The 20,767-nt window shown below is 68.3% G+C and carries 19 protein-coding genes; 14 read left to right on the plus strand and 5 right to left on the minus strand.

Annotation, left to right across the window (positions count from 1 at the left end; all coding sequences use genetic code 11):
• Positions 1–129 precede the first annotated feature (129 nt).
• From metG to DEQ92_RS04785, 10 genes are all read left to right on the plus strand, one after another.
• Positions 130–2,322, plus strand: coding sequence for a methionine--tRNA ligase (gene metG / locus DEQ92_RS04740; RefSeq protein WP_050458769.1), 2,193 nt, complete (start codon positions 130–132; stop codon positions 2,320–2,322).
• Positions 2,323–2,453: 131 nt separating this feature from the next.
• Positions 2,454–2,759, plus strand: a complete 306-nt coding sequence (locus DEQ92_RS04745; protein WP_008092278.1) for a hypothetical protein — start codon at positions 2,454–2,456, stop codon at positions 2,757–2,759.
• Positions 2,760–2,829: 70 nt separating this feature from the next.
• The gene (locus DEQ92_RS04750; protein ID WP_115804633.1) at positions 2,830–3,117 is read left to right on the plus strand and encodes a hypothetical protein; all 288 of its coding nucleotides are present in this window, start codon (positions 2,830–2,832) and stop codon (positions 3,115–3,117) included.
• Between the two features lie 114 nt (positions 3,118–3,231).
• Positions 3,232–4,992 (plus strand): pyruvate kinase, encoded by a 1,761-nt coding sequence (pyk, locus tag DEQ92_RS04755; protein ID WP_004972633.1) that lies wholly within the window; start codon positions 3,232–3,234, stop codon positions 4,990–4,992.
• A 41-nt stretch (positions 4,993–5,033) separates the two neighbouring features.
• Positions 5,034–5,264, plus strand: coding sequence for a hypothetical protein (locus tag DEQ92_RS04760; protein WP_004972634.1), 231 nt, complete (start codon positions 5,034–5,036; stop codon positions 5,262–5,264).
• A 139-nt stretch (positions 5,265–5,403) separates the two neighbouring features.
• Positions 5,404–7,158: a hypothetical protein gene (locus DEQ92_RS04765; protein WP_050458766.1), complete on the plus strand. Its 1,755-nt coding sequence runs from the start codon at positions 5,404–5,406 to the stop codon at positions 7,156–7,158.
• An 84-nt stretch (positions 7,159–7,242) separates the two neighbouring features.
• Positions 7,243–8,391 (plus strand): restriction endonuclease, encoded by a 1,149-nt coding sequence (locus DEQ92_RS04770; RefSeq protein WP_115820477.1) that lies wholly within the window; start codon positions 7,243–7,245, stop codon positions 8,389–8,391.
• Between the two features lie 102 nt (positions 8,392–8,493).
• Positions 8,494–9,096, plus strand: coding sequence for an NfeD family protein (locus DEQ92_RS04775; protein ID WP_004972638.1), 603 nt, complete (start codon positions 8,494–8,496; stop codon positions 9,094–9,096).
• 125 nt (positions 9,097–9,221) lie between these two features.
• Positions 9,222–10,496, plus strand: a complete 1,275-nt coding sequence (locus tag DEQ92_RS04780) for an SPFH domain-containing protein (protein ID WP_115804632.1) — start codon at positions 9,222–9,224, stop codon at positions 10,494–10,496.
• An 82-nt stretch (positions 10,497–10,578) separates the two neighbouring features.
• The gene (locus tag DEQ92_RS04785; protein WP_004972642.1) at positions 10,579–11,202 is read left to right on the plus strand and encodes a MarR family transcriptional regulator; all 624 of its coding nucleotides are present in this window, start codon (positions 10,579–10,581) and stop codon (positions 11,200–11,202) included.
• A 246-nt stretch (positions 11,203–11,448) separates the two neighbouring features.
• Here DEQ92_RS04785 and DEQ92_RS04790 read toward each other — a convergent pair whose 3' ends face one another.
• On the minus strand, positions 11,449–11,718 hold the full coding sequence (locus tag DEQ92_RS04790; RefSeq protein WP_004972643.1) for a hypothetical protein: 270 nt from the start codon (positions 11,716–11,718) through the stop codon (positions 11,449–11,451).
• Positions 11,719–12,030: 312 nt separating this feature from the next.
• On the opposite strand from DEQ92_RS04790, the gene aglD reads away from it, so the two are divergent.
• Complete coding sequence (gene aglD, locus DEQ92_RS04795; protein WP_050458762.1) at positions 12,031–13,905, plus strand: flippase domain-containing glycosyltransferase AglD; 1,875 nt, start codon at positions 12,031–12,033, stop codon at positions 13,903–13,905.
• A gap of 8 nt (positions 13,906–13,913) precedes the next feature.
• On the opposite strand, the gene yjjX is transcribed toward aglD, so the two are convergent.
• Together yjjX and DEQ92_RS04805 are read right to left on the minus strand one after the other, a co-directional pair.
• Positions 13,914–14,435, minus strand: coding sequence for an inosine/xanthosine triphosphatase (gene yjjX, locus DEQ92_RS04800; RefSeq protein WP_004972648.1), 522 nt, complete (start codon positions 14,433–14,435; stop codon positions 13,914–13,916).
• A gap of 20 nt (positions 14,436–14,455) precedes the next feature.
• Positions 14,456–15,244: a helical backbone metal receptor gene (locus tag DEQ92_RS04805; protein WP_115820478.1), complete on the minus strand. Its 789-nt coding sequence runs from the start codon at positions 15,242–15,244 to the stop codon at positions 14,456–14,458.
• A gap of 264 nt (positions 15,245–15,508) precedes the next feature.
• On the opposite strand from DEQ92_RS04805, the gene DEQ92_RS04810 reads away from it, so the two are divergent.
• The 3 genes from DEQ92_RS04810 (at position 15,509) to DEQ92_RS04820 (ending at position 18,324) form a co-directional block, all read left to right on the plus strand.
• The gene (locus DEQ92_RS04810) at positions 15,509–16,516 is read left to right on the plus strand and encodes a transcription initiation factor IIB family protein (RefSeq protein ID WP_004971221.1); all 1,008 of its coding nucleotides are present in this window, start codon (positions 15,509–15,511) and stop codon (positions 16,514–16,516) included.
• Between the two features lie 201 nt (positions 16,517–16,717).
• On the plus strand, positions 16,718–17,812 hold the full coding sequence (locus DEQ92_RS04815) for a site-specific DNA-methyltransferase (protein ID WP_004972654.1): 1,095 nt from the start codon (positions 16,718–16,720) through the stop codon (positions 17,810–17,812).
• Between the two features lie 116 nt (positions 17,813–17,928).
• The gene (locus tag DEQ92_RS04820) at positions 17,929–18,324 is read left to right on the plus strand and encodes a hypothetical protein (RefSeq protein ID WP_004972655.1); all 396 of its coding nucleotides are present in this window, start codon (positions 17,929–17,931) and stop codon (positions 18,322–18,324) included.
• Positions 18,325–18,369: 45 nt separating this feature from the next.
• Here the strand turns inward: DEQ92_RS04820 and DEQ92_RS04825 are convergent, their stop codons facing one another.
• A complete protein-coding gene (locus DEQ92_RS04825; RefSeq protein ID WP_004972657.1) occupies positions 18,370–19,548 on the minus strand; it encodes a 3-dehydroquinate synthase II in 1,179 nt (392 codons plus the stop codon).
• Between the two features lie 805 nt (positions 19,549–20,353).
• A complete protein-coding gene (locus DEQ92_RS04830) occupies positions 20,354–20,764 on the minus strand; it encodes a methylated-DNA--[protein]-cysteine S-methyltransferase (RefSeq protein ID WP_004972659.1) in 411 nt (136 codons plus the stop codon).
• Positions 20,765–20,767 lie beyond the last annotated feature (3 nt).

Consider the following 20,767-nt stretch of genomic DNA (forward strand, 5'->3'; position numbering starts at 1 on the left):
CCTCCGGCCGTCGCCTCGGTAACGTGAGACGACGGTCGGGTCCGGCGAACCTCGGGGCGATATCGCACCGCCAGACAGACGCATCCGAAGCGGCGGGCTTTAGGCCCGCTTCCGAGATACACGACACATATGAGTCACGAGGACTTCCCCACGGAGAAGCCAGCGGTGGTGACGTGTGGACTGCCGTACGCCAACGGCGACCTCCACATCGGCCACCTCAGAACGTACGTCGGCGGCGACATCTACAGTCGCTCGCTGCGAACACTCGGCCAAAAGACGGCCTTCGTCAGCGGGTCGGACATGCACGGCACGCCCGTCGCCGTCAACGCCGAGAAGGAGGGCGTCACGCCCGAGGAGTTCGCGCTCCGCCACCACGAGAAGTACGAGGCGACGTTCCCCCGCTTCAACATCGAGTTCGACAACTACGGCCACACCCACGACGAGACGAACACCGAACTGACCCAGGAAATCGTCCGCACGCTCGAAGCCGAGGGCTACGTCTACGAGAAGGAGATTCCGGTCGCCTACGACCCCGAGGCGGACCAGTGGCTCCCCGACCGCTTCGTCGAGGGCACCTGTCCGTACTGCGGCGCGCACGCCCGCGGCGACGAGTGCGACGAGGGCTGCGGCCGCCACCTCGAACCCGGCGAAATCGAAGACCCGACCTCGACGCTCACCGGCAACGCCGCGGAGTACCGCGAGCGCGAGCACAAGTTCTTCGCGGTCTCCGACCTCCAAGACTACCTCCAGGAGTTCATCGACCGCCTCGAAGGCACCTCGAACGCCCAGAACCAGCCCCGCGAGTGGATAGAGGGCGAACTGCAGGACTGGTGTATCACCCGCGACATGGACTGGGGCATCGACTACCCCGGCGTCTCCGAATCCGCCGAGGATTCGGAGGCAGACCAGACGGAGTCTGGGCGTGACGATAGCGACGACCTCGTGCTGTACGTCTGGGTCGACGCGCCAATCGAATACATCTCCTCGACCAAGCAGTACACGGAGCGCGTCGGCGCCGACACATTCGACTGGGAGGCCGCGTGGAAGGACGCCGGTGTCTCTGAATCCGACGCGGGTTCGGAGGCTCGCCGGACGGAGTCCGGCGGTGACATCGTCCACATCATCGGCCGCGACATCATCCAGCACCACACCGTCTTCTGGCCGGCGATGCTCCGCGGCGCGGGCTACGTCGAGCCGCGCGCGGTCATGGCCTCCGGCTTCATCACGCTCAACGGCAAGGGCTTTTCCACCTCGCGCAACCGCGCCGTCTGGGCCGACGAGTACCTCGACGAGGGCTTCCACCCCGACCTGCTGCGGTACTACCTCGCCACCAACGGCGGATTCCAGCAGGACGTGGACTTCTCGTGGTCGAAGTTCAAAGACCGCGTGAACAGCGAACTCGTCGGCACGGTCGGCAACTTCCTCTACCGGTCGATGCTCTTCGCGTACCGCAACTTCGAGGGGACGCCCGAGGCTGAGGTGTCCGAGGAAGTCGAAGCCCGCATTCAGGAGGCCATCGACGAGTTCGAAGCCGGCATCAACGACTACTCGGTCCGGAAGTCCGGCAACGCCGCCGTCCGCCTCGCGCAGTTCGGCAACGAGTACATCCAGCACAACGAGCCGTGGAAGCTCACCGACGAGGACCCCGAGGCCGCGGCGCAGGTCATCCGCGACTGCGTCCAAATCGCGAAGGCCATCGCCGTGCTGTTCTTCCCCGTCGCGCCGGGCAAGATGCAGGCGCTCTGGGAGCAACTCGGCGAGGACGGCTCGGTGACCGACACCGGCGTCGACGACGCCTTCGAAGCTCCACCGGCGTCCTTCGGCGAGCCCGCGGCGCTGTTCGAGAAAATCGAAGACGAGCGCGTCGAGGAACTCAACGAGAAGCTCGAAGCGCGCGTGGCCGAGACGGAATCCGAAAGCGACGAGTCCGACGAGGACGCCGAGGAGGATATGGACGCAGACTCCGACTCTGACGCCGACATCGACTTCGAACCCCTCGCCGACGACCGCATCTCCTTCGAGGACTTCCAGGAGCTCGACATCCGCGTGGGCGAAATCGTCGCCGCCGAGGGCATCGACGGCGCGGACAAACTCGCCAAGCTCACCGTCGACATCGGCGTCGAAGAGCGCCAAATCGTCGCCGGCATCAAACAGCTCCACGACCTCGACTCGCTCGCCGGGTCGAAGGTGATCATCGTCGCCAACCTCGAGAAGGCCGAGCTGTTCGGCGTCGAGTCCAACGGGATGCTGTTGGCCGCGGGCGACGAGGCCGACATCCTGACGACCCACGGCGACGCCGTCCCCGGCACGAAAGTCCAGTAAGCGACCGTCTACGACCCGATACGCGACCGCTCACGACCCGATTTTTCCGACGCGCCGTCTCGACCGCCCCACCGCCCTCGTATCAGGCGTGGACCACAGCGCCTAACTGCGCCGACTCCCGAGCGTCGCCCATGCGAATCGGAAGACGGGAAGCGGTCGGAATCGTCGTCGCGCTCGCGGTGTTCGCGGGCGTCGTCGCCGCGGTCACGGGCGGCGGCGCGGGCACCCTGACCGTCGAGCGCGTGGACGAACTCCCGCAGGGACAGGGCGCGGTGGCCTTCGGCAACCTCGACCCCGACCAACGCGAGACGTTCGAGGAGGCAGTCTCGACCGGCGAACCGGCGGCGATACCGAACGAGGCCGCGAGAAACGAGTTCGCCGACCCCGGCTACGTCCGGTACGACGGCGACATCTACCGGACGACCGTCTCCGGCTGAGTCGGCGTTCGACGCTCGAATCCCGCGTCGCAACCGGAGCCGATTTGAGCGGCGACGCTGGAGCGCCGCCATGCGACTCAGCGTGTTACTCGCCGCGGCGCTCGTCGTCTCGACGGGCTGTCTCGGCGGCGCGAGCGGGACCGCGAGACTGAGCGTCGCCCGAGTCGACGACCTCCCGCAGGGCGAGGGGGCCGTCTCGTACCAGAACCTCGCGCCGGCCCAGCAGTCGGCGTTTCGGGAGGCGCTCGGAGGCGAGACCGTGACCCTCCGGGAGGGAACGGACAGAAACGAGTTCCGCGACCCCGGCTACGTCAGACACGACGGAGAAATTTACCGAACGACCATTATAGTTTCGTGACGGCGACCGAGCGGTCAGTTCGACGGGCGAACTATAGAGAGTACGTATGCGAACCCGTTACTCGACACCGAGTTCATCATCGGGCTTTTTTATCAGTCACTCGTAGGCGACGCCATGAGAAACGCAAAAATCGTCTGCACCCTCGGTCCCGCGTCCTTCGACCGGGAGACGATTCGCGGGCTCGCCGACGCCGGCATGAGCGTCGCCCGGATGAACGCGAGCCACGGCAACGTCGAACACCGGTCCGACGTCATCGACAGCATCCGCGCCGTCGACGACGCGACCGACGAACCGCTCGCGGCCATGCTCGACCTGCAGGGCCCCGAGGTCCGAACCGCCGACATCGACGAGGACATCTACCTCGAAACCGGAAGCGAGGTCCGCTTCTACGAGGGCGACGACGCCACGCCCGAGGCGGTCGGGCTGTCGTACTCCATCACCGCCGCGGAGTCCGGCGACACCATCCTCCTCGACGACGGCCGCATCGAGGCCACCGTCGAGCGCGTCGAGGACGACTCGGTCCACGCGACCATCGTCTCCGGCGGGAAGCTCAGTTCGCGCAAGGGCGTGAACGTCCCCGGCGTCGACCTCGACATCGACCTCATCACCGACTCCGACTACGAGAACCTGAAGCTCGCCGCGAAGAAGGAAGTCGACTACGTCGCCGCCTCGTTCATCCGCGACGCGGAGGACGTCTACACCATCAGCGACACCCTCGAGAACCTCGGCGCGGAGATTCCCATCATCGCCAAAATCGAGCGCGCCGGCGCGGTCGAGAACCTCGACGAAATCATCCAGGCGGCCCACGGCGTGATGGTCGCCCGCGGCGACCTCGGCGTCGAGTGCCCCCTCGAAGAGGTTCCCATCATCCAGAAGCGCACCATCCGCAAAGCGCAGGCCGCGGGCGCGCCGGTCATCACCGCGACCGAGATGCTCGACTCGATGGTCCGCTCGCGCCGCCCGACCCGCGCGGAGGCGTCCGACGTGGCCAACGCCGTCCTCGACGGCACCGACGCCGTGATGCTCTCCGGCGAGACCGCCGTCGGCGACCACCCCGTCCGCGTCGTCGAGACGATGTCCCGCATCGTCGAGGAAGTCGAAGAGAGCCCCGAGTACGACGAGAGCCAAGAACAGCGCGTCCCGACCGCCGACGAGGGCTCCCGCACCGAGGCGCTGGCCCGCTCGGCGCGCTACCTCGCCCGCGACGTGAACGCCGCGGCCGTCGTCGCCGTCTCCGAGTCCGGTTACACCGCCCGGAAGACCGCGAAGTTCCGCCCCGGCGTCCCCGTCGTCGCCGTCACGCCGAACGACCGGACGCGCCGTCAGCTCGCCGTCTCGTGGGGCGTCTCGGCGCAGTACGCCGACTACAGCCCGAGCGTGGAGGGCGTCATGGACGACGCCGTCACCGCCGCGCTCGACGCCGGCGTCGCGGAGTCCGGCGACACCATCGTCGTCCTCTCCGGCATGATGACGGAGCTCGAAGGGACGAACACGACGAACATGCTCAAGGTTCACGTCGCCGCCGAGCCCGTCGCCACGGGCCGGAAAATCGTCAGCGGCCGGGTCGCCGGCCCCCTCTACCGCACCGAGGACGGCGACCTCACGGACGTGCCCGAGGGCGCGATTCTCGCGCTGTCGGCCGAGTTCGACGGCGAGTTCGACGGCGACGCCGACAAGCTCGCCGGAATCGTCGACGCCCGCGCGGGCATGACCGGCTACCCGGCGCTCGTCGCGCGCGAACTCGACATCCCGATGGTGTCGGGCGCGCCGCTCCCGAAGACCATCAAGCAGGGCGCGACCGTCACGCTCCACGCCGAGCGCGGCATCGTCTACGAGGGCGACGTCATCAGCCACGACCGCGGCAACCGGCAGTAGTGCGGTAGCCCTTTCCCGCCGCGACGCCTACCCACGATTCGATGTCCCGCGCACCCTCTCCCGAGGCCGAAGACGACCGCGACGGCGACGGCGAGTGGCGCTTCGGCGTCGACGACGTCGGCCCCGACGGCATCGTCGACGACGAACCCGAGATCGAACAGCTCCCCATCGAGCCCGGGTCACCGCGGGCCGAAAACGTCGCGTTCGTGTTCCTCGGCGTCCTCCTCGCGGTCGGGCTCATCGTCATCACCGTGTTCCCGGGCGCGGTCTGACCGCCCAACGGCGCGCCGGTCGCGAGCCGCCGCGAGGTCCGAACCTCGACCATCCGACTTTCCGTTTTGATAATCGGGACTGTTGATTTATGTGACCCCGAGGGGAACCACCGTCAACCCCCCGACCGGGACACACCAAATGAGTTACGCAGTCCGCGCACCCTCCGTGTTGGTCGCCGCGTTGATTCTCCTCGCGGCGCTCTGGGTTCCGACGCCCGCAGTCGCCGCCGACGAGCCGACCGCGTCGTTCGGCGAGGACGTTACCACCGTCACCCGCGGCGACGTCGTCGAGATACGTGTCCAGCACTCCCAGCCGGGCACGCTCCACATCGGCGGCGACGGTTACGGCTACCACCTGACCGTCGCCCTCGTCGGGTCGGGGACGACCACCCTGACCGTCGACACCTACAACTCGACCGGCGCGCCCGAGACGTACGTCTCCGGTGGCGGCAACAAGACGCTCCACACCGGTCACCTCGGCGAGCCCATCGAGCCGGCGACGTACATGATGAACGTCACCATCGACGGCGTCGAACGCGCCATCGGCCAACTCGACGTCGCGGAGCGCGGGAACACGTCGGCGACGACCAACGTCGCGCCCGCGAGCCTGAACGACTCCGACGCGTCGGTGTCGCCCGGGGACGTTCGGGGCGTGATGACCGAGCGGACGACCGTCGCCAAGGGCGACCTCGCGGTCGTCCGTCTCGACGAGAGCGGGCTCGAATCGGCGCTGAACCCGGATGACGTGACCGGCGGCGCGAACGCGCGCGGTATCGAAATCACGCTGAATCAGCTCGAAGTCCGGCCGAACCGAGAACAACAGACGTTCCTCGCGACGCCGGAAAACGGGACGACCGTCGTCACCGACTTCGAGAACGACGAGGTGTTGGTCGTCTGGGACACCTCGGAGCTCCCGCTGGAAGGTGACACCGAGGAGTACGAACTGCAGGTGACGCTCCGCGGCGACCACAGCGACTTCGTCGACGAGGACACCATCACGGCGCGCTCGCGGGTGCGGCTCGTCGAACCGACCGTCTCCATCGAGGTGCGAAACGAGACGGTGTACCCGTGGGAGTCACTGCGGGTGAACGTCACCGGTGAGACCACCCTCGCGCCGAACAGCGTCGTCGAACTCCGGGCGCGCGCCCCCGGCCAGCCGTTCTTGAGGCTCGTGCCGATGACGGTCACGGCGAACCGGACCGTCTCGCAGAACCTCACGTTCGCGCCCGAGGACCGCGGGCTCACGTTCCCGCTTTGGGTGCGCGACTACCGCGACGAGACCGAACACACGATGCGCATCCTCGACTCCGAGGCGAACCTCCGGTTCGTCGACCAGGAGACCGACGGGACGTTCGTCACCATCAGCCGCGTGAACCTCTCGGTCGGCGGCTTCGTCGCCGTCGAGACCGCCGACGAGGAGCCGCTGGGGACGAGCGCGTACCTCCCGCCGGGGACGCATCGAAACGTCGTCGTAGACTTCGACCGCCGACAGTTGGCCGACGCGGAGTTGCTCGCCATCGCCTACGCGGACCGCGACCGCGACGGGAACTTCTCGGTCGCGGTCGACGCGCCGTACCGGACCGGCGGCGACGGTAATGGTACCGACGGCAACGCGACCGCGGACGACAACGAGACGGTCGGCACCATCGTCGCCGACGACGCGATGGTCCGACTCGAACCCGGCGCGAAGACGCCGACGCCGACGGCCACGCCGACCGCGACGCCAACAGAACCGACCGCGGAAACGACAACCGAGACGCCGTTCCCGGTCGTCGAACGGACGCCGCTGGAACCGGCCGCCGCCGGAACGAACACTGGAATCCCGTTCTCGCCGGGGCTGACGGTCGTCGCGCTCGTCCTCACCGGACTGGCCGCGCGGCGACTGCGACGCTGACGAACACCGAGGCGACAAGATGACACACGACCGACGCGGACACGACCGACGACCCGCCCCCGACGGACCGGAGGGACGCGAACAGTGACGAGACTCGTCGAACTCGAACCGACGAAGTTCGTCCACTTCCTCTCGGACCTCTGGACCCAACGGAACTGGCAGACGAACGCCCAGCCCCGAGGCGAAGGTCGATACCTCGTACAGGGGCAGCGCGGCGACGGCACGAAAGGGCTCATGCTCGTGCTCCCGTCCGTCGAGACGACGGTGGGAACGGGGCACGTCAAGGGGTTCGTCGCGCACGCGAAAAAACGCGGCATCGACACCGTCGTCGTCGCCACGCAGGGCGAGTTCGACGACTCGGTCCGCGGGTTCGCCACGAACCACGACGTGACGCTGCTCGACCGCGACGAACTCGGCGAGACCGTCGCCGACGAGGGACTCGAACAGACCGTCAAACAGTACACGGACGGCGAGGTGTTCGAGACGGCGGAGGTCGAGTTCGGCCTGCCGTTCGACCTGCCCGAGCCGGTCGAAGAGGCGTTGGCGTCGCTCCCGATAGCCGCCGTACGCGAACGGCTCGCCGGGCTCACCGGCGGCGGCGACGGGGGTGGGGGCGGCGGCGACGACTCCTCGGGCGGTTCGCTCCGCGACAGACTGCCGTCGTCGGTCGACGACCTGAAATCGGGGTCGCCGCCGAGCGTCCGCGTCGTCGTCGTCGCCGTCCTGTTGCTCGTCCTCGCGCTCGGTTCCGTGGCCGTGCTCGGGCCGATGGTGGACGGGCTCGGCGGGTCGAGCGCCGGCGGAAACGGCGTCGCCGTCTCCGCGCTCTCGGGCGCGAGCACCGACTCGGCCGACCTGGTCGCTCGGTGGAACGCGCGGACGGCAGACTCGCTTCAGGTGGGTAACCAAACGTACGCCGCGCCGGAGGGAGAGCGGTTCGTCGTCGTCGGACTCAATGCGACGGCCGCGAGCGGCTCACCCGGAAACCTACCGCAGTCGGCGCTCGTGTTCGAGTCTGACGGCGTCAGCTACGGTCACCAGCCGCTGTCGAACGCGACCGGCTTCGACAACGGCGCGCTGTTCGCTCCCGGCGAGAGCACGCACGTCTGGACCGTCTTCGCCGTGCCGACGAACGCGACCACCGGGACCGTCCTCGTCCAGCCGACGAACGAGGACACCGTGGCGTTCGTCCACGACGACACCGTCTCGACCGACCCGAGCGGCGACGACTGAGCGCGGGCGAGTCCGACCCGCCACGGGAATCGCGCACCGACCGCGGCCCCCGCGACGAATTCGACCCTCAATCCTTAATCGGGCGACGGCCCTAGAGCCGGTATGGCATACCTGCCGTTCCCGTTACAGACCGGTCTCATCACCCCCGAGACGCTTCCGCTGTTGCTCGTGCTCGCGGGGCTCGGCCTGTCGCTCGCGGAGGCCATCGCCCCCGGCGCACATTTCGTCGTCCTCGGCGTCGCCCTCCTCGCGGCGGGACTGGCCGGCCTCCTCATCGCGCCGCTCGCGACCCCGCTTATCCTGGGTCTGCTCGTCTTCGTCTTCGGCGCGCTCGCGCTCTACGGCTACCGAGAGCTCGACCTCTACGGCGGGAAAGGAGAGGGAAAGACGAGCGACTCGGACGCGTTGACGGGGAAGATGGGGCGCGTCACCGAGCGCGTCACGCCGACCAGCGGCGAGGTCAAACTCGACGAGGGCGGCTTTAACCCCTACTACGCCGCCCGCTCTGTCCACGGCGAACTGGAGGAAGGAACCGAAGTCATCGTCGTCGACCCCGGCGGCGGCAACGTCGTGACCGTCGAGGGAGTCGGCCCCGGCGAAGACGAAATCGACCGCGAACTCGCCCGCGAGCGGGCGCGGCAGCGACGCGAGGAGTCCGCGGAGCGCGAAGAAGAACTCGAACGAGAGGGTACCGAAGGCGTCTGACCGGCGGCCGCCGCGCGCCGACCGGCGCGGTTCGGGCCGACTGCGCCCTCGTCGCCGCCGAAATCGTCCGACGTGACGGCCGCACCACACGAATACTTATCATTCGTCCAACCCAACACGGGCGTATGGACTTACTTGCCCTCCAGGCGGGACTGGGCATCGGAGGCGTCGTCGTCGGCCTCCTCGTGCTCGTCCTCGCCATCGTGACGGTGTATCAGATGGTCGAAATCGTGGACGCCTACGAGAAGAAGGCGCTCACGGTGTTCGGGGAGTACCGACGCCTCCTCGAACCGGGTATCAACTTCATCCCGCCGTTCGTCTCTCGGACCTACGCGTTCGACATGCGGACCCAGACGCTCGACGTGCCCCGACAGGAAGCCATCACGCGCGACAACTCGCCGGTGACCGCCGACGCCGTCGTCTACATCAAGGTGATGGACGCGAAGAAGGCGTTCCTCGAGGTCGACAACTACAAGCGCGCCGTCTCCAACCTCGCCCAGACGACCCTCCGGGCCGTCCTCGGCGACATGGAGCTCGACGACACGCTCAACAAGCGTCAGGAAATCAACGCGCGCATCCGCAAGGAACTCGACGAGCCGACCGACGAGTGGGGCGTCCGCGTCGAGTCCGTCGAGGTCCGCGAGGTCAACCCCAGCGCCGACGTGCAGCAGGCGATGGAACAGCAGACCTCCGCCGAGCGCCGCCGCCGCGCCATGATTCTCGAAGCGCAGGGTGAACGCCGCTCCGCCGTCGAGACCGCGGAGGGTGAAAAGCAGTCGAACATCATCCGCGCGCAGGGTGAAAAGCAGTCGCAGATTCTCGAAGCGCAGGGTGACGCAATCTCGACGGTCCTCCGCGCGAAATCCGCCGAGTCGATGGGCGAGCGCGCCATCATCGACAAGGGCATGGAGACGCTCGAACGCATCGGACAGGGCGAGTCCACGACGTTCGTCCTCCCGCAGGAGCTCACGTCGCTCGTCGGCCGCTACGGCAAACAGCTCACCGGCTCCGACGTGCAGGACATGGAAGGCCTCTCCAGCAAGCAGTTCGACGAGGAGACCCGCGAACTCATCGGGCTCGACGACATCGAGGAGATTCTCGGCCAGATAGACCAGGCCGCCGAGATGGACGTCGAACAGCTCGAACAGGAGGCCGAAGCCATCAAGGCCGGCGCCGAGGTCAACGACATCAAGTCGCCCGACGAGGTCATCGCCGAGGCCGACGAGGAAGAAGAACCCATCAAGTCGTCCGACGAGGTCGTCGCCGAAAGCGAGGGCGCCGACGACGCGGCCGCGACCGGCGGGTCGGCGGACACGGAGACCGCGAGCAACGGGCAACCCGACGCCGACGATGACGGCGACGACGAAAGCGAGATGTCCTTCGAGAAGGACCTCGAATAGTCGCATCGGCGGACGGTCCCGGACTCGGACGGTTGTAAATGCCGAAGCCCTTTTCTTCGCGCCGTCTCGTATGTGGGAGTAGATGTCGAACCGCCGGGTAGACGAAGACAAGCGCGCGACCCTCCGTCGGTTCGCCGCGCTCGGGGCCGCCACGCCGCTCGTGGGCCTCGGGGGTGGCGACGACAGCGAGGACGACTCGTCCGGGTCGAGCGACGCGCGGGACGCCATCGTCGGCTACGTCGCGTCCACGCCCGGCGCGCACTTCTCGAAGGTCCGCGACGACCTCAAGTTAGGGACCGGCGAGACGCAGTACCACCTCCGGAACCTCGTCGACGACGACACGCTCGAAGTGCGCCGCGACGGCGACTACAAGCGGTTTTTCCCCGCGAGTCGGTTCTCCGAGTTCGAGCAGGTCGCGCTCGGCTATCTCCGCCGCGACACGCCGCGCGGGATGCTCGTCCACCTGCTTCGCGACCCCGACGCGACGGGAAGCGAACTCGCCGACCGCCTCGGCGTCTCGCGGGCGACGGTGAGCACGTACGCGAAGAAACTCGACGCCGTGGGCCTCCTCTCGCGCGAGGACGGCTACGCGGTCCGCAACCCCGAGACGGTCATCACGCTCCTGATTCGCTACGCCGACTCCTTCGGCTCCGACGCCGCGGCGTTCGCCGACGACGCGGCCGAACTCATCCGGTTCGACCCCTGACGAGGTCGGACGAGTCGAGACCGGCGGTCGAGACGGGCGACTGACGCTGTACCGTGTGACGGTTCCGTGTCCATACCGACCCCCAGCGGCGGGGCTGGGACGCGAGAAAACCCAAAAAACGGGGATGGAACGACGCGTGGGTGGGAGACGACGGCGTTCCGGGTGGGGGCGGCGCGAGGGAGGACGCGCCGGGGTGCACGCCGAGGACGGCGTGCGGCGGGGCCTGAGTGAAACGTCAGCGGGGGCTCAGACAGTCACCTTCCACGTGGTGCCCGAGGAGTAGCCCCACTTCTCGACGCTCACGTCGAAGTCGCCGTCGAGGATGGGGCGCATGTTCGCGCCGACCTCCTTCGCCGAGAGGTCGAGGTCGTCGGCGATGAGGCGGGACTTGAAGTACGTCTTCGCCCCGGCGTTGGAGCGGAGGTAGTCGAGGATGCGGCGCTGTTTCTCCGAGAGACTGCGGTTGGCGTCGAGGACCTCGCCCTCGACTGCGGTCGCGGAGGCGGTCGTGCTCATACCTACACAGAGAGACGAGACGCCTATCAGGGGTTTGGTACGGGAACTTAACACGGCGCTGTCTTGCGATTTTCACCGAAAACGAGCCGCCGGGAGGGCCCCACCGAGCCGTCGCAGGTACAGTCGCCTAACACCCACGCGACGCGGACACACCAACGAGGGAACAGGCCGGACGCATCGGAGCGCGTCGGGCCGCGCCGGGGCGCATCGAAGCGGCCGTCGAACACCCGAACGTTCCGAACTGTCCGTCTCACGGACCGTACCTGTTCCAAGACAGAAAATTCATACGCGGATAGCGGCCATACGACGACAATGGGTCGCCCGACAGAACGACGCCCGGCCGCCGCGACCGCGGCCGGCGTCGAAGTGAGCGTCGTCCTCCCCGCCTACAACGAGGCGCGGACCATCGAAAACACGGTCCGCGTCACCGTCGAGACGCTCGAATCGTTCCTCCCCGCCGACGCCTTCGAAGTCATCGTGGCCGAAGACGGCTGCGACGACGAGACGCCGGAGATAGCCGACCGGTTGGCCGCCGAGGACGACCGGATTCGCCACTACCACAGCGACGCCCGCCTCGGTCGCGGCGGCGCGCTCGAACGCGCCTTCGAGGCCGCCCGTGGCGACACGCTCGTCTACTTCGACACGGACCTCGCGACGGACATGCGCCACCTCGAAGAGCTGGTCGAGCGCGTCCGCTCCGGCGAGTACGACGCCGCGACCGGGTCGCGCTGGATGCCCGACCGCGTCGCCGACCGCCCGCGGAAACGCGGCGTGCCGAGCCGGGCCTACAACGGGCTCGTCCGCCTGTTCCTCCGCTCGGACCTCCGCGACCACCAGTGCGGCTTCAAGGCGTTCAGCCGCGAGGCGTTCGAGGCGCTCCGCGACGACGTGGAAGACAACCACTGGTTTTGGGACACGGAGATGCTCGTCCGCGCCCAGCGCGCGGGCTTTCGGGTCGCCGAGTTCCCCGTGGACTGGGAGCCGAAAGGCGACACGAAAGTCGACCTCGTCCGCGACATCCTCGGGATGGGGAGCCAGATTCTCCGGACGTGGTGGCAGCTCACGGTCCGGCCGCGCATCACCCGCCGGGTGACCATCGTCGCCGGCCTGCTTTTGACCGTCCTCGCGCTCGCGCTGATGACGCTCTACATCGACCCCTCGGAGGTCATCGCGGTCCTCGGCGAGGCCGACCCCGCGCTCGTCGCGGCCGCCGCGATAATCTACGTCGTCTCGTGGCCGCTCCGGGGGATTCGCTACCGCGATATCCTCGCCGAGCTCGGCTACCGCGAGAAGGCGGGCTTCCTCACGGGGGCGATATTCATCAGTCAGACCGGGAACCTCGTGTTCCCCGCCCGCGCGGGCGACGCCGTCCGCGCCTACGTCGTGAAGGCGCGCCGGAACATCCCGTACCCCTCGGGCTTCGCGTCGCTCGCGGTCGAGCGCGTCTTCGACCTGCTCACCATCGCGGGGCTCGCGGGCGTCGTCCTCGTCGGCCTCGCGGCGACCGGCGGCCTCGACGACATCGCCACGGTGCTCGCGACCGGCGTGAGCGGCGGCACGGTCGACGTGTCCGCCGACGACGTGCGCACCGTCGCCTACGTCGCCACCGGCGTCGGCGTCGTCGCCATCCTCGGCGTCATCGGCATCGCGCTGTCGGCCCGCGCGGACCGGAACGTCGTCCGGGCGTTCGTCGGCCGGTTCTCGTCGGACTCCTACGTCGAACTCGTCGCGGGCGTCATCGAGCAGTTCGTCTCCGACCTGCAGGCGGTCGCCGGCAACCGCGCCGCCTTCGGCCGCGTCGGCCTGACGAGCCTCGCCATCTGGACCGTCGACGTGGTGACGGCCGTCGTCGTCCTGCTCGCGCTCGGCGTCGACATCGACCCCGTCGTCCTCGTCGGCGTCTCGTTTTTCGCCGTGAGCGTCGGCAACCTCGCGAAGGTGCTCCCGCTCTCGCCCGGCGGCGTCGGCCTCTACGAAATCGCCTTCACGGTGTTCATGGCCGCCCTCGCGCCGATTACGCCCGCGGCCGCGCTCGCCGCGGCGGTCCTCGACCACGCGGTGAAAAACGCCGTCACCATCGTCGGCGGCGTCGCGTCGATGCTGTCGCTCAACGTCTCGCTGACGACCGCGGTCGAAGAGAGCGCCGACGTGCGCGACCGCGACCACGAACTCGCCGAGTCGGAGTAACGGAGCGACTAGTACAGTTCACACCGGAAGGGCGCGAACGCGCCCGTCACGGCCGATTCGAGCGCGTCGGTTCGGGTGAGCCGACCGCCGGTGAACACGCCCGCTGCGCCCTCGTTTTTCGCGATGTCGTCGGTGCCGAGCACGTCGTCCATCACCGGCCCGAGTTCCTCGCCCGCGTCGATGCGGTCCACGATGCGGGCGGGGAGCGGGAGGCTCGGCCCCGCGGCGCGACCGACGCGCTCGCCGTCGGTCACGGCCGCCCACATCACGAGATACGTGTCCCGCCCGTCGGTGCCGTCGCCGGCCGGGAAGGTCGCGACGCCGCCCTCGATGCCGACGCCGAAGTCGTAGTCGCCCGCGTCGAGGGCTCGTTCCGCGCGGGTGACCGCGCCCGCGATGGTCTCGTCGTTCCCCGTCGGCTGTTCGGAGACGCCGGAGTCGACGGCGACCGCCGCCACGGAGGCGTCGGGGCAGGTTCGTTCGACCGCGCGCCGCTTCACCGGGTTACCGCTTCCGACCGCGATGTCCATGTCGGTAGCGCGTCGTCCGGTTATTTCCCTTCGTCGGATTCGGTCGCGGTCGCGGGCTCCCACGGCTCGGGGAAGTCGGCGTCGGGGTGCAGCAGTCGCGCGAGGCGGTCGACGCCGGAGACGACCGCCGGGCTCGGCTGGTTGAGAAGCGAGTCGTCGACGGCGTGGACCGCGGCGTCGAGATTCCACCCGCGGGCCTCGAACGCCTCGGGGTCGCCGCGCTCGCCCTTCCCGCAGGGGTGGAGAACAACGTGGTCGGGGTCGGCGGCCGCGACGGTCTCGGGGTCGACTTCGGCGGACCGCTCGCCGGGCGCGACGAGCGGGGCGGACCCGCCGGCGGCGCGGACGAGGTCGGGGACCCAGTTGCCGGCGGCCATCGGCGGGTCGGCCCACTCCTCGCAGTAGACGGTCGGGCGGTCGCGGTCGGCGACCGCGTCGGCGACGCGGGCGAGGTGGTCGCGGCAGTCCTCGGCGAGCGTCGCGCCGGCGCTGGCGTCGCCCGCGGCGTCGCAGACGACGGGAAACGAGTCGAACACCTCGGCGAGCGTCGCGGGCGCGACGTGGAACACGTCGTAGCCGCGGTCGCGGGCCGCCGCCGCGACGTCCGACTGGAGGTCGTCGCAGGTGCAGACGGCGTCGGCGTCGAGTTCGTCGACCCGGTCGAAATCGGGGTTCAGCCAGCCGCCGATGACCGGCTTGTCGGTCGGCGAGTGAGCGGTCGCCCCGACGACGTGAGCGTCGAGACCGGCGGCATCGAGGATGGCCGTCGCGCTCGGCGCGAGCGAGACGACGCGGGGGTGGGCGGCCATGCGTAGTCGTGGCAACGCCCCTTCGAGAAAAGTATGTATCGCGTTACGGTCGGTGGGAAGCCGCCGCTGAGTGACCGGTGAATCGCCGAATCCCTCATGAACCTCAATCACCCGTGCGACGGCCTCACACAGCCAAACGAGGCCGCTCGCCGAAAGCGATACCAAACCATTTATGCGGTCGTCTGCGGTTGCTGGTGTTACGGACAGCATCCGGGTTCTAGCCGCCTCTAACCACCCCATCCCGGAGCACCCGCCGTCGTATCCATGAGTGAACGAATCTGGACCCGAAACCCCGGCGCACAGGAGCAGGAACGAAACACGCAGAACGGCCGACAGGAGGCCGAAACCGAACAGGAAGACACGAAGGGCGACACGCTGCAGTGTCCCGAGTGCGGCGGTCACGTCGTCACCGACGACGAACACGGCGAGACCGTCTGTAACGACTGCGGACTCGTCGTGACCGCGGACTCCGTCGACCGCGGCCCCGAGTGGCGCGCGTTCGACGCCCGCGAGAAAGACGAGAAGTCCCGCGTCGGCGCGCCGACGACCAACACGATGCACGACAAGGGCCTGTCGACGAACATCGACTGGCGCGACCGCGACGCGTACGGGAACTCCCTCGGCGCGCGCCAGCGCCAGAAGATGCAGCGGCTCCGCAAGTGGAACGAGCGGTTCCGCACCCGCGACTCCAAAGAGCGCAACCTGAAGCAGGCGCTCGGCGAAATCGACCGCATGGCCTCCGCGCTCGGCCTGCCCGAGAACGTCCGCGAGACGGCGTCGGTCATCTATCGCCGCGCGCTCGACGACGACCTGCTGCCCGGCCGCTCCATCGAGGGCGTCGCCACGTCGTGTACCTACGCCGCCGCCCGCATGGCCGGCGTCCCGCGCTCGCTCGACGAAATCGCGGAGGTCTCGCGCGTCGAGAAGAGCGAGGTCGCCCGCACCTACCGCTACATCGCCCGCGAACTCTCGCTGGAGGTCAAGCCCGCCGACCCCGAGCAGTACGTCCCGCGGTTCGCCAGCGAACTCGGCCTCTCCGACGAGTCGAAGATGCGCGCGCGCCAACTCCTGAAGAACGCCAAGGAGAAGGGCGTCCACTCGGGTAAGTCGCCGGTCGGCCTCGCCGCCGCCGCCGTCTACGCCGCCGCCCTCCTCACCAACGAGAAGACCACGCAGGCCGCCGTCAGCGACGTGGCCGACATCTCCGAGGTCACCATCCGCAACCGCTACCACGAACTCCTCGAAGCCGAGGAGAACCTCGGCCTCGTCTGAGCACGCGCGCCGGACGACCGCGCCGGACGGCGGTTCGAATCGGACGAGACGACTCGATTTTCGGTTATTCGCTCGCCAGCGGCGGCGCTCGACGCGGCGAGCGGCCGGCCGGGGCTTCGAACCGCGGGGACCGGCGGCGCGGGGGCGACCGGCTCCGCACCGAGGCGAAGGGTTTTGTTTCGGGGCGAACACGTCCGTACGATGCGCACGACTCACGCCCTCACGGTGGGCGACGCCGCCGACACCGGACTCGCCGACGAGAGCGTGAACCTCGTCGTCACGTCGCCGCCGTACCCCATGATAGAGATGTGGGACGACCTCTTTTCGGCGCGCGACGACGCCGTCGCGGCGGCGCTCGACGAGGGCGACGGCGACGCCGCGTTCGAGGCGATGCACGAGCAGCTCGACGCCGTCTGGGACGAGGTGGCCCGCGTGCTCGCCCCCGGCGGGCTGGCTTGCGTGAACGTCGGCGACGCGACCCGGAGCCTCGACGGGTCGTTTCGCCAGTACCCCAACCACGCCCGCGTGCTCACCGCGCTCGGCGAGCGCGGGCTGACGCCGCTTCCGGACGCCGTCTGGCGCAAGCCGACCAACAGCCTGACGAAATTCATGGGGTCGGGAACGCTCCCGACGAACGCCTACGTCACGCTCGAACACGAGTACGTGCTCGTGGTCCGCAAGGGCGAAGCGCGGTCGTTCCCGCCGGGCGACGACCGGCGCTACGAGAGCGCCTTCTTCTGGGAGGAGCGAAACCGCTGGTTCTCCGACCTCTGGGAGTTCGGCGGGACCGACCAGCGCCTCGATTCGGGCACTAGAGAGCGCTCGGCGGCGTTCCCCGTCGAGCTTCCGCTCCGGCTGATTCGGATGTACTCCGTCTACGGCGACACCGTCTTCGACCCCTTCGCCGGGACCGGGACGACGACGCTCGCGGCCATGCTCGCGGGCCGGAACTCGGTCGGCTACGACCTCGACGCCGACCTCGTCTCCGGGTTCGAAACGCGGCTCGACGACCTCCCGGAACGCTCGCGCGCGGAGGTCGAACGCCGGCTCGACGACCACCGGGAGTTCGTCGCCGACCGCGACGAGCGCCCCGGCCACGACGCCGAGCACTACGACTTCCCGGTCGTGACGAAACAGGAGCGTCGCATCCGTCTGTACCGCGTGACGTCGGTCGAGGCGTCGGCCGACGGGTCGGACCGCGAGTTCGTCGTCGAACACGAACCGCACGACGGGGCCGGGGCCGCCAGCGCCGCGGGGACGACGCCGACTTCGGAAGACGCGCAGACGACCGACTAACCTCGAAACGCTCGAATCCGGGGCGTTCGAACGCGTCCCGTCGGGCTTCGGTTCCGGTTAACTGACTATCGGATAATCCAGACGTTTAAGAGTGCGGACGACGACGCCAACGAACAATGCCCGATGCTCGTCGTCGCGCGTTCGTCGCAGCCCTCGTCGGCGTGGTTGGTGCCTCGCTCGGAATCGCCGGGGCGGGCCACGTCTACCTCCGCGAGTGGCGACGCGCGATTGCGTGGTTCACCTTCGTCGTCGGCGCGGGGCTGGTGTTGCTCTCGACGTTCGCCGACCCGGCGACCGTGACCGTGGACTCGGTTCCGAGAGAGGTGCTGATTCCCGTCCTCGGACTGCTGTTCCTGAGCGCGTTCGACGCCTACCGCGTCGGGATTCGCCCCCGCGGCCGCAACGCGAACGGCGAGCCGACCTGTCCGGTCTGCGGCGGCGAACTCGACCGAAACCTCGACTTCTGTCCGTGGTGTGCGACGGAACTCGAGTGGTACACGGTCGAAGGATAAGGCGCTCGCGTCGGCGGTCCGCCCCGAAAAAACGGTTCTCCGGAATTACTTCTCGATGATGCTCTCTTCGACGGCCTCGCCGAAGTGGCGAGCCGTGTCCTCGTAGTAGATGAGCATCTCGTCGCCGGGTTCGAGGTCCGTGACCGCGGTCCGTCCCTCACGGGTGTGGACCTTGATGGTCTCGGCGTTCTGCAGGAGCGTGGTGACGCGGTCGCCTTCGTAGTCGGCGGAGATTCGGAACATCGGTCGCTTTTCTATCTTCACGCGCCCGACGATGGCCTCGCGGGTGTTCCCGTTCGTGTCGATGAGCTGCACCTCGTCGCCGCTTTCGAGTTCGGAGAGGTAGACGGTGCCGCCGTCGGGGGTCCGCGCGTAGGCGTGGACCGCGCCGGCGTTGACCCTGAACGGCCGAGACGCGACGTACGGGGATTTCGCCGTCTCGGCGTGGACAAAGAAAAGGCCGCGAGCCATCGAGCCGACGAGCATCCCCTCGTCGTGGTCCATGATGGTGCCCGTGTCGACGCAGACGCGGTCGGCCATGCCCGTGCGTTCGACCTCCGTGACCTCGGCCCAGACGAGGTCGAGCGACTCGCGTTCGGCCTCGTCGCGGACCTCGACGGTCTTTCGAATCTCGTCTGGGTCGTCGCTGTCGAGGAGGACGCCGTCGGAGCCGAGTTCGAGCGTCTCGAAGGCGGTCTTGGCCTCCTCGGCGGTCGTGACGCCAGCGATGAGGTCGGTCTCGTCGCCGATGCGGGCGATGAGGTTCTCCAGCGGGATGATGGTCCAGTCCTCGCCGATGACGATAGTGTAGTCGCCGTCGCGGGCGGCCTCCTCGGCGAACGCCTCGTAGTCCTTGCTCAGAATGCGGACGTACGACCCGTTTGCGAGGTCGTCGCCGCGGCGGAGCGTCGTCAGGTCGGCAGAACCGGAGAAATCGGAGGGGAGTTCGACGGTCGCGTCGCCCTCGCCGTCCTTGCCGACGATATAGGCGTCGGCGAGCGCCTCGGGGTCCGCGTCGTCTTCTTCCGCTTCCATCACGTGAACGTCGGCGTCGGTCCGGAACGCGGCGATGTTGACGTCACCGAGTTCGCGCACCTTCTCGACGTCGGCCTCGTCGACGAGAACCCAGTCGACGCCGGCTTCCAGTCCGGCCGTGATGCGTCGCTTCCGCGTCTCCCAGTCGCCGACCGCGTCGTCGGCTTTGAGCCAGACGCTTCGTGTCATTATCGACTTCACTCGGTGGGTGGGCTTGAACGTGGCGAATGAATCAACGGACGGCGAACGGGTCCCTCGGGGTCGGTGCGGCCGCGCCCCCGCAATTCTATATCGCGCTATACGATTTATTTTGGGGAACCCGGGTCGAAATTCGGAGTCGCACGACCGATTCGAACGCGCTGACGCGAGTCCGAGACTCCGGCTGTTGGGTCCGGAAAACGGGTTCGTAGAGCACACGGTGGTTACGCCCGAGTTCGGAGGGTAACCCGCGGTCGAATCGAAGACTTCGACCGGGGCTGTCGAGTCCAAAACGTCGTTCAGATAGGACGGTGACTGAGACGCAGTTCGGAACGAAATTTCGCGGTCAGACAGGTCGACCGCGGCGGTCAGTCGAGAGACGAATCGACTGCACGGCCCGGAATCGATTGTGATGCCCGAACCTCCGACGGGTTGGGAGGCGAGTTCGACCGGGCTATCGCGGTACTGACTCCAGGCACAGAATCGGTCGGAACCGTACACGCACCACCCGACATTCCGCACGAAACTCCGGGGGTTGCGGTGGGAAAGACGCACGGCCGTCACCGTCATCGACAGCGGGCCGGTGACTCGGGTCGCGTTCCGGGAACGGTACGCCGTCGCCGACACAGAAAGACGGAGCAATCGAATCCGGGCCGAGTTGGACCGTTCGGCGAGCGCCGGACGGGAAGTCGAACTGTGTTGGGTTCGACCGAGGGTCGTCGAGAAATACTAGCCCGCGCGGCGTTTCCCGACCAAATCGAAGCTCGATAAACCAGTTACGGCGATATGAAATCGGTTAGAACGCGTCCAGCCCCGTCTGGACCGCGCCGCGCTCGTGGTCGAGGAGCGCGCGCTTCAGTTCGACGCCGGCGGCGGCGGAGAAGCCGCCGAGGGAGTCCGCGCCGACGACGCGGTGACACGGGACGACGAGCGGGACCGGGTTCCGCCCGCAGGCCTGGCCGACGGCGACCGCGTGGCTGTCGAGTTCGGCCGCGACCTCGCCGTAGGTGCGCGTCTCGCCGTACGGAATCGACGCCATCACGCGCATCACGTCGCCGGTAAAGGAGTCGGGAAATCGCACGTCCACGTCGAACTCGCGTCGCTCCCCGCGTTCGTACTCGGCGAGCTGTGTTCGGAGCGAGTCGGTCGGACATCCGAGGAGTCGTTCGTCCACGTCGACCGCGAACTCCCACATCGTGACGCGCATGTT

Source organism: Haloferax sp. Atlit-6N, from assembly GCF_003383195.1.
Classification (GTDB): Archaea; Halobacteriota; Halobacteria; order Halobacteriales; family Haloferacaceae; genus Haloferax; species Haloferax gibbonsii.

What these genes read in the sequence shown, in the direction of transcription:
- metG (WP_050458769.1), top strand. Translation starts at nt 130, where the DNA reads ATGAGTCACGAGGACTTCCCCACGGAGAAGCCAGCGGTGGTGACGTGT.
- DEQ92_RS04745 (WP_008092278.1), top strand. Translation starts at nt 2,454, where the DNA reads ATGCGAATCGGAAGACGGGAAGCGGTCGGAATCGTCGTCGCGCTCGCG.
- DEQ92_RS04750 (WP_115804633.1), top strand. Translation starts at nt 2,830, where the DNA reads ATGCGACTCAGCGTGTTACTCGCCGCGGCGCTCGTCGTCTCGACGGGC.
- pyk (WP_004972633.1), top strand. Translation starts at nt 3,232, where the DNA reads ATGAGAAACGCAAAAATCGTCTGCACCCTCGGTCCCGCGTCCTTCGAC.
- DEQ92_RS04760 (WP_004972634.1), top strand. Translation starts at nt 5,034, where the DNA reads ATGTCCCGCGCACCCTCTCCCGAGGCCGAAGACGACCGCGACGGCGAC.
- DEQ92_RS04765 (WP_050458766.1), top strand. Translation starts at nt 5,404, where the DNA reads ATGAGTTACGCAGTCCGCGCACCCTCCGTGTTGGTCGCCGCGTTGATT.
- DEQ92_RS04775 (WP_004972638.1), top strand. Translation starts at nt 8,494, where the DNA reads ATGGCATACCTGCCGTTCCCGTTACAGACCGGTCTCATCACCCCCGAG.
- DEQ92_RS04780 (WP_115804632.1), top strand. Translation starts at nt 9,222, where the DNA reads ATGGACTTACTTGCCCTCCAGGCGGGACTGGGCATCGGAGGCGTCGTC.
- DEQ92_RS04785 (WP_004972642.1), top strand. Translation starts at nt 10,579, where the DNA reads ATGTCGAACCGCCGGGTAGACGAAGACAAGCGCGCGACCCTCCGTCGG.
- DEQ92_RS04790 (WP_004972643.1), bottom strand. Translation starts at nt 11,718, where the DNA reads ATGAGCACGACCGCCTCCGCGACCGCAGTCGAGGGCGAGGTCCTCGAC.
- aglD (WP_050458762.1), top strand. Translation starts at nt 12,031, where the DNA reads ATGGGTCGCCCGACAGAACGACGCCCGGCCGCCGCGACCGCGGCCGGC.
- yjjX (WP_004972648.1), bottom strand. Translation starts at nt 14,435, where the DNA reads ATGGACATCGCGGTCGGAAGCGGTAACCCGGTGAAGCGGCGCGCGGTC.
- DEQ92_RS04805 (WP_115820478.1), bottom strand. Translation starts at nt 15,244, where the DNA reads ATGGCCGCCCACCCCCGCGTCGTCTCGCTCGCGCCGAGCGCGACGGCC.
- DEQ92_RS04810 (WP_004971221.1), top strand. Translation starts at nt 15,509, where the DNA reads ATGAGTGAACGAATCTGGACCCGAAACCCCGGCGCACAGGAGCAGGAA.
- DEQ92_RS04815 (WP_004972654.1), top strand. Translation starts at nt 16,718, where the DNA reads ATGCGCACGACTCACGCCCTCACGGTGGGCGACGCCGCCGACACCGGA.
- DEQ92_RS04820 (WP_004972655.1), top strand. Translation starts at nt 17,929, where the DNA reads ATGCCCGATGCTCGTCGTCGCGCGTTCGTCGCAGCCCTCGTCGGCGTG.
- DEQ92_RS04825 (WP_004972657.1), bottom strand. Translation starts at nt 19,548, where the DNA reads ATGACACGAAGCGTCTGGCTCAAAGCCGACGACGCGGTCGGCGACTGG.
- DEQ92_RS04830 (WP_004972659.1), bottom strand. Translation starts at nt 20,764, where the DNA reads ATGCGCGTCACGATGTGGGAGTTCGCGGTCGACGTGGACGAACGACTC.